General features: G+C 46.0%; 11 protein-coding genes. 6 read left to right on the top strand and 5 right to left on the bottom strand.

Annotated features, from left to right (window positions below):
- The first annotated feature begins 46 nt into the window (after nucleotides 1-46).
- From gspL to purF, 6 genes are all read left to right on the top strand, one after another.
- On the top strand, nucleotides 47-1,321 hold the full coding sequence (gene gspL, locus ACR64J_RS07365; RefSeq protein ID WP_435949064.1) for a type II secretion system protein GspL: 1,275 nt from the start codon (nucleotides 47-49) through the stop codon (nucleotides 1,319-1,321).
- Nucleotides 1,318-1,893, top strand: a complete 576-nt coding sequence (gspM, locus tag ACR64J_RS07360) for a type II secretion system protein GspM (RefSeq protein WP_435949063.1) — start codon at nucleotides 1,318-1,320, stop codon at nucleotides 1,891-1,893. The genes gspL and gspM overlap by 4 nt, the downstream gene beginning before the upstream one ends.
- 192 nt (nucleotides 1,894-2,085) lie before the next feature.
- Entirely contained in the window at nucleotides 2,086-2,619 is a 534-nt protein-coding gene (locus ACR64J_RS07355) for a hypothetical protein (protein ID WP_317198972.1), read from the top strand.
- Nucleotides 2,620-2,754: 135 nt separating this feature from the next.
- Nucleotides 2,755-3,801, top strand: a complete 1,047-nt coding sequence (locus ACR64J_RS07350) for a quinone-dependent dihydroorotate dehydrogenase (RefSeq protein WP_435949060.1) — start codon at nucleotides 2,755-2,757, stop codon at nucleotides 3,799-3,801.
- A 59-nt stretch (nucleotides 3,802-3,860) separates the two neighbouring features.
- Nucleotides 3,861-4,358 carry a CvpA family protein gene (locus ACR64J_RS07345; RefSeq protein WP_435949059.1) on the top strand — a complete coding sequence of 166 codons (498 nt, stop codon included), beginning with the start codon at nucleotides 3,861-3,863 and terminating at the stop codon, nucleotides 4,356-4,358.
- Nucleotides 4,359-4,567: 209 nt separating this feature from the next.
- Nucleotides 4,568-6,103 carry an amidophosphoribosyltransferase gene (gene purF / locus ACR64J_RS07340; protein ID WP_317198969.1) on the top strand — a complete coding sequence of 512 codons (1,536 nt, stop codon included), beginning with the start codon at nucleotides 4,568-4,570 and terminating at the stop codon, nucleotides 6,101-6,103.
- 71 nt (nucleotides 6,104-6,174) lie between these two features.
- Here the strand turns inward: purF and ACR64J_RS07335 are convergent, their stop codons facing one another.
- The 5 genes from ACR64J_RS07335 to secD form a co-directional block, all read right to left on the bottom strand.
- On the bottom strand, nucleotides 6,175-6,534 hold the full coding sequence (locus ACR64J_RS07335; RefSeq protein ID WP_435949058.1) for an AzlD domain-containing protein: 360 nt from the start codon (nucleotides 6,532-6,534) through the stop codon (nucleotides 6,175-6,177).
- On the bottom strand, nucleotides 6,524-7,168 hold the full coding sequence (locus ACR64J_RS07330) for an AzlC family ABC transporter permease (protein ID WP_435951050.1): 645 nt from the start codon (nucleotides 7,166-7,168) through the stop codon (nucleotides 6,524-6,526). Before ACR64J_RS07330 ends, ACR64J_RS07335 begins: the two co-directional genes overlap by 11 nt.
- A gap of 138 nt (nucleotides 7,169-7,306) precedes the next feature.
- Nucleotides 7,307-8,716: an MATE family efflux transporter gene (locus ACR64J_RS07325; RefSeq protein ID WP_435951049.1), complete on the bottom strand. Its 1,410-nt coding sequence runs from the start codon at nucleotides 8,714-8,716 to the stop codon at nucleotides 7,307-7,309.
- Between the two features lie 213 nt (nucleotides 8,717-8,929).
- Nucleotides 8,930-10,210, bottom strand: coding sequence for a protein translocase subunit SecF (secF, locus tag ACR64J_RS07320; protein WP_435951048.1), 1,281 nt, complete (start codon nucleotides 10,208-10,210; stop codon nucleotides 8,930-8,932).
- Between the two features lie 15 nt (nucleotides 10,211-10,225).
- Complete coding sequence (secD, locus tag ACR64J_RS07315) at nucleotides 10,226-12,103, bottom strand: protein translocase subunit SecD (RefSeq protein ID WP_317198965.1); 1,878 nt, start codon at nucleotides 12,101-12,103, stop codon at nucleotides 10,226-10,228.
- Nucleotides 12,104-12,140 lie beyond the last annotated feature (37 nt).

The following is a 12,140-nucleotide window of genomic DNA, read 5'->3' as shown; positions in this document are numbered from 1 at the left end:
TTTAGATTTTAGATGTTGATACCCTTTATAAGTAAGGACACGTTTAGTGTTACATGTCTGGTTACGCGCACAATACAGTCCTTTAGCCGTCTGGCATGGGGACACAAAACAGTGGCACGCTGTCGATAGCTGGCAGCAGCTGTCCAATATCTATGGCAGCAAATCTAGCAATAAAACCTTATGTTTGTACTTCCCCTCAAGCTATATACTGCAAGTTAATACCGAACTTAGTAGCGCGCAGCTCAAGCAATTGGGCGTGGTAGGCAAGCAGTATTTGTTTGAAGAGACTTCTCTTACGCCTGTTGAGCAGTTGTCAGTGCGTCAAGTGAGTCAAGGTAGTCATCATCATCTGCACGCACTTGCCAAAAGCGATATTGAAGCGTGGCAACAAAGTGCAGCATTAGTGGGTATGCGTATTAATGCCTTACTCCCTGATTATTTATTGTTACCAGTGCTGGAGGAGGGTGCCGGTCAGCAGGTCACTTTATATCAAGATCGCTATACTATGCTTATGCGTCAATCGCTACGCCTGGGCATGGCAGTAAGTTATCTACCGCTTATGCTTGAGCATCTGCCGCATCTGAGTGAAGTAAGTATCGTACCTACAATCGATTCTACTCACACAGAGGCTGACGATGATGCTGTTCTAAATAACACTGAGTTAAGTGATGCTGTATTGAATGAGGGTATCAGTCTACAAAAAGAGTCCATTGATCCCAATGAGCAAACCGCCGCTTATATTGCTGAGCAGCAGATACTCTTGACTACCGCCCACCCGCTGATACCTGCTGATCATCCTGAGCGTCATGAGCTTAATTTTGCTATTCGGCTAAACGATGCCAAGCTTGCGCCTTACCTGCGCGTTGCTATGATGGTCGCCCTATCAGCACTGGTATTACAAATGGCAACGGATGGAGCGCAGTGGTATCGATACAATCAAGCGACAGCTGCTACCCAAACGGCAATAGCTGCGCAGTATCAGTCTTGGTTTGCAGATGAGCGCCTCAATTCGCGTACTCAGCTACGTACTCAGATGAGTCCAAAGCTACGTACTGATGCTCAAGGGCAAACGCCGCATATGGCAGCCTTATCTCGTATATCGCCGCTAATCAAACAGTCGTCACTACAAGCAAAAGCTTTGGTAATGGCACCATCGTCTTTGAGTTTCACTTTGATCGCGTCTGAGCGTAATAGCTTAGATCAGTTCACAAGCACCCTAATAGAGCAAGGACTGAGCGCATCTTTGGAGCGTGTCAATGCTAACGAACAAGGACAATTTAGCGGGCAGATGACTATTGACGTGATGGAGGCGGCGCCATGAAGCTGATGCAAAGGCGCTCAAAGGATAAGCCGTTAGATCAAAGTACTGTAGATCAAAGCACTTTAGACTCTAATAGGTTAATTGATCGGGTGAGTCGATATCAAAATGGTATAGGTACGCGCTGGCAAGCTTTATCATCGAGAGATCAGCTTGCTTTGATGATTTTATCACTATTCTTGCTGCTATTTGTCGGCGGTTACGGCGGCTATACTTTGCATCAAATGGCCAAAGACAGCAAAGAGAACTATCAAGAACAAATCGCCGATTACTTTTGGCTGCGCGCACAAGCTGGTAATATAGACAGCAATGCTTTGATAAGTAATAGCGCACAAGGCGAAGCATTACCGCCTGCAAGCCGCGTTACTACGTTATTAAGCGGTGCAGGCATTAGAGACGCGCAAGTTGCTGCAGTAGGTGAGTCGGTACAGATAAGTTTTATGAATGCCAGTCAAGCGGTAGTTAGCGCCGCTCTTAGTCAACTGACGCAGCAAGGATGGCAGTTTACTCAGATGACTATGGAGCAAGACGAGACGAGCAAAGCGATCACGGTACAAGCGACTATGACTTTGTGAACGCTTTATAAGAGACAAGTATCTTATTCTCTTAATTGAGGGCGCTGCCTAAAGCTTTGTTTGTTCAATTGCCATCGATAGCCGCTGCTTGAAAAGCATATGAGTTGACGCAATACAGTAAGCAATCATCAGTATCAGTGACAGCGCTTGTCAATTATAGCGCTATGCTATATACCATTGGAGGTGCTTATTATGTCACGCAATGTAGATTCCAACTCAGAGGCGCAAACTCGTAGAACCAAGACCGCCGAGATTGAGGCGCTATCAGATCCAAGGCGTTTTGACGTACAAAAAGAGTACGGCGTGGCGCGTCAGAATGCGATGAGTAATAAAAAACAGCGCTCACTAATCGCTTACAATCATCTGACTTATTTGTTGTATGTCGTCAGCTACTTTACCGCAGGTCTGCTGTGGGTCGTACCCATCGTCATGAACTACTCAAAACGACAAGAAGCAGACGGCTCGTGGCTTGCTACCCACTTTGATTGGCAGATTAAGACCTTTTGGTACAGTATCGTCTGGTTTGTGATTGGCATTGTCATTGTACTCTTTGCGCTCAGTGGTTTTGGGGTCAGTATGATGCTAGAGGCCGGCGATAACTTAGCTATTGGTTCGATATTACTGACAGGTTTTGGTTTGATTATCATCATCGTAACCTTTATATGGCATCTGTACCGTATCGTACGCGGCTGGATAGCTTTAACAGATAATCGTCCTGTACCTTAATATATTACTTGTGCATGGGCTAAATTAGGCGAGCTATTAATCAAATCTTAGTCTTATTTCTGTTAAGCTGATATAATCGCAGCGCCTGATTTTACCCTTTATTCATCATTACTCTAAGCAAGGTCTATCGCCACTATGTCTTATACCTTACTTCGCCCCTTTTTGTTCAAAATGGATCCTGAGCACGCTCACGACATGACATTGTCCTTGTTGCACAAGGCACACAAGGCACGGGCTTTGGGCCTAGTGTACGGGCAGCCGATGCACCCGACAGAATGCATGGGTTTACAATTTCCAAATCCAGTGGGCTTAGCCGCAGGGTTAGATAAGAACGGCGATTATATTGATGCCTTAGCAGAGCTGGGTTTTGGTTTTATTGAAGTTGGTACCGTCACGCCTAAGCCGCAGATAGGTAATGAGAAGCCGCGACTGTTTCGAATCAGACAGGCGGATGCTATTATTAACCGCATGGGATTTAATAATCAAGGCGTTGATTATCTCATTGAGAACGTCAAAAACTGCAAATACAAAGGCAATATCGGTATTAATATTGGCAAAAATGCCAGTACCCCTGTCGAGCAAGCGGCTGATGATTATGTCTACTGCTTAGAGCGCGTCTATCCGCATGCCTCGTATATCACTGTTAATATCTCATCGCCCAATACCAAAAACTTACGTGATTTGCAAAGTGGTGAGGCGCTAACCGAGCTGCTAGCTACTATCAAAAACCGCCATCAGCAGTTGGCGACTGAATATGGATTCTATGTGCCGCTCGTGCTCAAAGTCGCGCCTGATTTAGAACCAGACCAAGTAGATTATATCTCCCAGCAGTTATTAGACTTTGAGATTGACGGTCTTATCGCAACCAATACTACTTTGAGCCGAATAGGCGTTGAGGATTTACTCGATGGCGATCAAGCAGGTGGTTTATCAGGTCGCCCTGTCAGCCATATTAGTACTCAAATATTGCAACAGTTTGCGGATCAATTAGGCGATAAAGTCGCTTTGATTGGAGTGGGCGGAATAGATAGTCCTGACAAAGCGGTCAAAAAGATAACAGCTGGTGCGGACTTAATACAGCTCTATACTGGCCTGATTTACCGAGGCCCTGGACTGGTACAATCAAGCATTCAGGCGATTGGCGGCTATTATGATGCGATGGAAAGTGACATCAACAGCTAAATGGTGCCGTCCTAAAAGTCGCCGTTTCAACATAGCTATCCTCAATAACAGGCGGTGATATGAGTGGCCTAGATATAATGATTGCCTTTGTCGTACTTATTGGCTTATGGCGCGGCTTTCAAGTGGGTTTGATCAAGACAGCAGTTGGTCTTGTCGGCTGGTTTATCGCTTTGATTGCAGCGACGCGTTTGGCAAACTCTATAGCGCCGCAGTTATCTGGCATCGTTGAAAATCCAGTGCTGCAAATGGCATTAGCATTTTTGCTTGTGGTCTTAATAATATTAGCAGTTATACATACGCTTGCTTTTGTCTTCTCAAGTGCTCTCAAAACGTTAAATTTAGGCGTCGTTGACAAGCTGGCAGGCGGCGTATTAGGCGCCGCCAAAAATATATTAGTGATCTTAGTGATACTGAGTATCAGTGCCCCTTTATTGGTACAATTACCGCAGTGGGAGACCTCAGTTATTGCCCCTGAGCTTATGCCTTATGCTCCTATGGGTAAGGAGCTTGCGTCAGATATGCTGGGCGTTGCGTGGAGTCAGATCAATCAGTCATAGTTTGGACTGTTGTATTAAGTTTTAAACTGCTGAATTAATGACTTTTATGCGCACTATATTTGCATTTAGACCTTTATAAAATTAATTTTGACAGTATTTAGTGCACATCATGTTTTTCACCCATTTATTTTATAAGTAAGATAAATAATCAGTAGCAAAAAACGTTTTTGATAAGTTTACTCATGTATGATCTAAAATAGGACATAACTATGTGTGGAGTCGTTGGGGTTGCAGCTCATGAACCCGTTAACCAAATTCTTTATGATGGTCTAACGATGTTACAGCATCGCGGGCAAGACGCAGCGGGTATCGTCACTTTGCAAGATGGCAGGCTCTATTTACGTAAAGAAAATGGCATGGTACGTGACGTATTTATGAACCGCCATATGATTAAACTGGTTGGCAAATTCGGTATCGGTCACGTCCGTTACCCAACAGCGGGCACCTCGAGCAGTGCTGAAGCGCAGCCCTTTTATGTCAATTCTCCTTATGGTATTACGCTCGCTCACAACGGCAATCTGACCAATGCTGAGAGTCTGGCTAAGTCTTTGTACATAGAGGATCGTCGTCATCTCAATACCGATTCAGATTCTGAGGTTTTACTCAACGTGGTCGCGCACGAGATGCAAAATCTAGGTAAGACGCATCCGAGCGCTGATGATATATTTGAGGCGATAAAAGCGGTTTACGGCCGCGTTGAAGGCGCTTATGGCGTAGTCGCTTTGATCACAGGTCATGGCCTGATTGCATTTCGTGATCCCAATGGTATCCGTCCGCTCGTATTCGGTGAGCGCCTAGCAGCTAACGGCGGCACAGAATATATGGTTGCCTCAGAGTCAGTCGCCTTGACGGGTTCAGGGTTTAGCATTATTCGTGATGTAAAGCCTGGCGAGGCAATATTTATTGACTTAGATCATAACCTGCATACTCATCAGTGTGTCGAGCCAAAAGAGTACACGCCGTGTATTTTTGAATATGTATACTTTGCGCGTCCTGATTCAATTATGGATAATATCTCAGTGTACAAATCACGCCTGCGCATGGGCGAGAAGCTTGGGGACAAAATTCTTAAAGAGTGGGGCGAGGATCATGATATCGACGTGGTCATTCCTATTCCTGATACTTCGCGCACCTCAGCGATGGAGCTGGCGCTTAAGATGAATATCAAGTACCGTGAAGGCTTTATGAAAAATCGCTACATCGGTCGCACCTTTATTATGCCAGGTCAGCAGCAGCGCAAAAAATCAGTCCGCCAAAAACTAAGTGCCGTGCCGCTTGAGTTTAAAGGCAAAAACGTGTTGTTGGTTGATGATTCTATCGTACGCGGTACCACCTGTCATGAGATCATTCAGATGGCACGAGATGCTGGTGCGCGCAAAGTGTTTTTTGCTAGTGCCGCGCCGCCAGTTAAGTATCCTAACGTCTATGGCATCGATATGCCTGTGCGTAGCGAGCTAATCGCCTCAGGCCATAGCGTAGAAGAAGTACGCAAAATCATCGGCGCTGATCGCTTAATTTTTCAAGATTTAGATGACTTAATTGATGCAGTAAAAGATACCAAACATAGCAAGGTTGAAGGCTTTGATTGCGCAGTATTTAACGGCTGTTACATCACAGGTCAAATCAATGAAGCGTATCTTGATCACCTGCAAGAGCTGCGTAATGACACTGCTAAGATCGGCAAAAAAGGCGTGCAAATTGTCGCTGATACGCCAGTCGATATGATGGGTGTTGAAGAGTTATAATTCTAAGTTTGTAGTGCTAAAGAAAAAAGGCTGATCTCGATTGCGAGTTCAGCCTTTTTTTTGGCTAAAACTTAGCCTAACATACGCGCAAATAGCCAAAGTAAGCCATTAATAGTCGCAATGCCAACGAGCATACTGACGAGTAGCTGACGACTAATGTGATAAATAAATAGCACGGCAGTTAGCGCACCGATCTGTGCCAGTAGCAAGTGCATCTCAGCACTATTTAGGCGCGTACCCAAAGATAGCTCTTGATAGGAGAGGCTGGTTAAGATAAGCAGTACCATCACGGACAACGGCAGGCTCTCATTAAGGCGATGTAGCCAAGGAGTGTCGAGTACCTTTTTGGGTATGAGGACAGGTAGGGCGCGAGTCACAAAAGTCACCGCCGCCATAGCAAGGGTCGCTAAAATGAGATAACTACTCGTCATGCGTCACCCCCTTTGCACAGCGCTGTAACCAAAATCCGCGCAGTAAAATTAGCAGCATACAAATGCTTATAGCGACAAGTAGTAGCCAATCTTGAGTAAACAACGAGGCTAAAACCAGCGCTATGGCGGCAATACCAATTGGAAAGTAGCGCTTAATAGTTTGAAATTGCTCATAAGCTAAAATGGCAAACAAGCATACCAGTGCAAAGTCCAAATGCGGCACCAAATCATTGAGCGCGCTGCCTATCATAACGCCAATAGCAGATGCCAGTACCCACCAGCTTTGATTAAATAAGCTAATAGGCAGTATCAGAGCACGCCGCGTCTCATTAGGCAGACTCGTCATTACCGAAAAAGTCTCATCGGTGAGTGCAAACAGACAGTAGGTTTTGGCAAGCTTATGCGAGGGCATATAGTTGAGTAGTGGCATCGCATAAAAGACATGACGCAGATTGATCGCCGCGATGTTGGTGGCGATATTACCTATTGGCAGAGTGCCGCTGAGCATAGGTAAACAGGCATATTGCGCTGCTCCTGCGTAGAGCAAGAGGCTGAGCATAATTGTCGCCCACACAGGAATGCCTGCTACTTGCGCGAGTACCCCAAAGGCAATGCCCGCTGGCAAATAACCCATCGCTACAGGAATGCTTTTTTTAAAGCCTGTCGCCCAGTCGTAATGAGTGTGATGCGGCGGGTTTGCTTTATTTAAATCTAAATGTGTGCTCACAGAACATCCTAATTTGCTTCTTATGGTTTTTATCTAAAACGTGCGCTAACTCTCAGGTTGTCTTTTTTGATAACTACCTGTCATATATGTTTGATACAAAAACCCGCCTAGAATAATGACGCGCAGTAATAACAGCGCCCAGACGCTTAGCCAAATACCTGTCATATCCCACTGCTGATATAGCAGCCAACTGAGCGGAAAAAAAACAACGGCTAAAATAAGCGCTGCATTACGAATGACCTTACCCGCCGTCAAGCCAAAGAAAATACCATCAAGCCAGTACGCACCGACACCAACAAGCGGCAGGAGCACAGCATAGATGTGATAATCATCAGCAAGAGCGAACACTGCATCAATGTTAGTCATAAACTCTAGATACGTGGGGATGATAAGCCACCATATTAGACTTAGCATTAAAGCTAGGCCATAACTGACCACACCTGTGCGCTTAACGATAGTGCGAAAGCGTTGCCAGTCGCGTCTGCCTGCGGCCTGACCGCTCAAGGTTTCAGCCGAGACCGCCACACCATCTAAGGCAAAAGCTGAGATGCTCAGTACTTGTAATAAAATAGCATTAGCAGCAAGTACCAAGTCACCACTTTGCGCCGATAAACGTGTCACCCAAGCAAAGCTTAGGGTCAAAATAAGGGTGCGAATAAAAATGTCTTTATTCAAAGAAAATAGCCTAAGCATTTTATATCTAGCGAAGTCTTGTGGATTTGCGCTAAATAATGCCGACCAAGGTAACTCTAAATGACGACGGCTTAACCACAGCGCTAGCACTACACCAAGCCAAAAAGCGATCGTCGTTCCCAGAGCCACACCGACCAAGCCCATATCTAAGGCAAAGACAAAAAACAGCGTCAATATAATATTAATTATGGCGATAAAGCCTTGCTGATAAAGCATATATCGCGTTTTACCTTGACCGGCAAACCAGCCAATAAAAGCAAAGTTCATAAGCTCAGCGATCACGCCCCAAAAGCGCACGTCAAGATAGGTTTTTGCAGCAATGCCACTATCAGGATTAGCCGATAGCGCTTGTAAACCGTAGTCAATAAGCCAAGGCTTTGCTACTAGTAACAGCGCGCCGATTCCAAAGGCCAGCAGCAAAGCTCGTTGCAAAATAGACAATAGCGGTGAGGGTTGATGAGTTCCTGATTGACCCTTTATTAACTGGTTATGAGCCAGCTGACCAACGGCTTGTGCGGACAGACCTGAGGAGGCGTATTGTAAAAAGTTAAAGCTTACCAGTAGCAAGGATAATAGCTGTATCGCCAAACCCATTCCCGCTAATTTGGCGGTATCATTCATGTTGCCAACGATAGCGGTATCAATCACGCTTTGTAGCGGCATCGCTAAATTAGCTAATAATACAGGCAAGGCTATCGCAATGATATGCGCATAGCGGGTATCAATAGGCGGGTTTGCCGGCGTGTGATTGGAAGAGGGCATCGACATAGGAGGTCACTTATACTTAGCGTATACGTAATGCTTATAATTGAGCTGAAACTGACAAGCTAGCACATTCATTCACCAAAGCACTTAAAAATAAAAGCACCCAACACTCATGATGATGAGTTAGGTGCTTTTATCTAACGTTTTGGCGAAGCCTTAATTTAAGTCTATTTTTGATTCTAATGACTTAAATTGAGGCTTAGTCTACCTTCAATCCTGTTCGAACATTTTAGGATCATTAAAGGTAACAATCTCTTCTTCAAACTCAGGTTTTACTTTGACCACAAAATCATCGCGCGATAGACCCATACGTAGCGGGATAGAGCTTGCGATATAAGTAGAGGAGTAGGTACCTGCCAGCAGACCGATAAACAATGCTACCGAGAACCAATAGAGGCCATCGCCGCCCAAGAACATCATGGCTAGCACGACCAAAAGCACCGTTGAGATGGTCATAATAGTACGGCGCAGCGTCTCTGTGAGCGATAAGTCAACCGTCTGGCTCGGCGTGATACCACGTACGCGGCGAAAGTTCTCACGGATACGGTCATAAACGACGATCGTATCGTTGAGTGAATAACCAATTAATGCCAAAATTGCCGCCAGCACAGTCAAATCAAAAGGCAGACCAAATAGCGCAAAGACACCGATAGTCACCACCGCATCATGAAATAGTGAGAGCACCGCACCAAGAGAGAGCTTAAACTGAAAACGCAAGGCAACATAACCGAGCATACATAGTAGGGCTAACGCCAAAGCCATAACTGAGTTTAAATAAACCTCGTTACCGACCTGACTACCAATGATGTTGACGTTGCTAATCTCAGCTGTGTTACTTGGCAAGGCTAGAGCTTGAGTAAGGCTAGTGCTCAGTCCATCGATATTATCAGACTGAGGGGGCAGGCGTACGAGTAGCTCCTCACGCGTGCCTAAATACTGCACTACCGCATCATCAAAGCCATTACTAGCTAGTGCCTGTACCACATCGATCTGTTCAACAGGCTGCTCATAGCGCACATCAGCGGATACGCCGCCGGTGAAATCAAGCCCTAAGTTTAGACCATTAACAGCGATGGCTATAATACTGGCAATTACCATAAATAAAGACAACAGTGCCATCGGCTTTTCTATCTTCATAAAGGGTATAATACGCTGATTACCAACGGCTTTGATACCGCCTTCAGCCTGTGCTGCAGCATCTTCAGCGGCGCTATCATGAGCACTTATCGGCTCGTCTTTGACAAGGTCAGGCGTTTGCGCGGCTAATGCAGAACCTACGCGGCGTGACTGTTTTTTAGAGTTGCCTTTATCAAGCTTATCAGTAGTGGCGCTGTCATTGATGCGACTGCTTTTTTGGGTATTGCTCCCTTTACCATCACGGCGCGGCTTATTGCGGTTGCGGCGGCGTTTATTCGGATCATTGCTAGAGCCACTGCCTGAACCACCAGAGGTTGGCGTGTTATTGTTCTCTGGGTTATTGTTATCATTAATCGCCATAGTATTCTCCTAACCGATGCTCAGACGTTTGATTGATTTGCGCTTGCCATAAGCAATTTGAACCAGCGCGCGCGTGACCAAAATCGCCGTAAATAACGAGCTGACGATACCGATAGCTAAAGTGATGGCAAAGCCTTTGATAGGGCCTGTACCGATGGCGAATAGAATAAAAGCAACCAGTAGGGTTGTGATATTAGCATCAAAAATACTACTAAAGGCGCGATCAAAACCTGCCACGATAGCAGATTTTGGCCGCACCCCATTTGCCAGCTCCTCGCGTATGCGCTCAAAGATCAGCACGTTGGCATCGACCGCCATACCTATAGTCAAGACGATACCGGCAATACCAGGCAGAGTCAGCGACGAGCCTAATATCGACATAATAGCGATAATAATAATAACGTTAATCGCCAGCGCCACATTAGCAATGACCCCAAATAGACGATAAAAGATAATCATAAAGGCGAAGACTAGCAGATAACCCACTTGCGTTGAAAACAGACCCTTTTCGATGTTTTCTTGTCCTAGTGACGGGCCAATGGTGCGCTCTTCGACGAAATACATCGGCGCGGCAAGGGCACCTGAGCGTAGTAATAAGGCTAATTCAGCAGCTTCAGCACTGCTATCGAGTCCAGTAATACGAAAGGATGAACCCAAAACGGCCTGAATATTAGCGCGGTTGATGACTTTGGTCTCGGCATACGGCGTACGTATCTCTACCATCTCGCCAGTCGCTGCATCCTCTTCATAAGTGATTCTTTGCTTATTTTCAATAAACAAAACTGCCATCTGGTTGCCAACAGCGGTGCGCGTGGCGTTTTGCATGAGCCTACCACCAGCGCTGTCCAAAGTAATACTGACCTCAGGCATACCGCTCTCGTCCACACCTGTTTGCGCGTTGGTGACCTTGTCCCCTGTGACAATCGCTTGACGCTCTAATAATACAGGCGGACCATCTAAGCTCTCAAACGGGAAGGCTTCGGTACCCGCAGGCGGAATACCGCCCGTATAAGTCTCACTACCTTCAGCAACCAGGCGAAACTCAAGATTGGCCGTACGACCAAGGACACGCTTAGCTTCAGCGGTATCTTGTACCCCTGGCAACTCAACAACGATACGGCTAGCGCCTTGCGATTGAACCAAAGCCTCAGTCACGCCAAGCTCTGCAATACGATTACGCAGAGTCGTCAAGTTTTGATTGACCGCGTAACTATTGATCTCATCGATAGTAGCATCGTTGTATGACATGACTAAGGCAGGGCCTTGCTCATCGATAGACGATTGCAGATTAAAAGTGTTACCCATCGAGCCTTGCAAGATGTTTTGCGCGCGATTACGGCTATCGGTATCAGCAAAGTGCAATACGATATTAAGACCATCTGTTTTAATACCTGTGACCGCCACGCGCTCAGCACGCAATTCACGGCGCATATCACGGCTAGCACTAGTTAAGCGCTGCTCTAATGCCTTATCCATATCGACTTCGAGTACAAAGCGCACCCCGCCGCGCAAATCTAGTCCAAGCTTCATGGGCTTAGCCCCGATATCACGCAGCCACTGCGGCGTCGTTTGCGCTAAGTTTAGGGCTACGACATAATCCTCACTCAAGTTCTGCTTAAGCACCTCTTGCGCTTTGAGCTGCGTGGTTGGATTATCGAGACGTATAAGCGCACTGTTACCTTCAAACGTACCATTATGGTAGTCGATACCAGCTGACTCAAGCAGACTCTCAGACTCTGTCAAGATACCCTCAGACAGCTGAGTACCTGCAGCCGCACTAGTTATCTGTACGGCAGGTTCATCAGGATAAAGGTTTGGGGCTGCATATAGACCGGCTATGATAAGCACGACGGTAATGATCAGGTATTTCCAAGCGGGATATTGCATAATCACTTCTTAAAGTTGATAACATAATGGGTTAGAC

This window comes from Psychrobacter sp. DM8 (assembly GCF_051307025.1).
GTDB lineage: Bacteria > Pseudomonadota > Gammaproteobacteria > Pseudomonadales > Moraxellaceae > Psychrobacter.
Note: the sequence above shows the minus strand (reverse complement) of the source record. Positions and strands in the feature narration are given on the sequence as shown.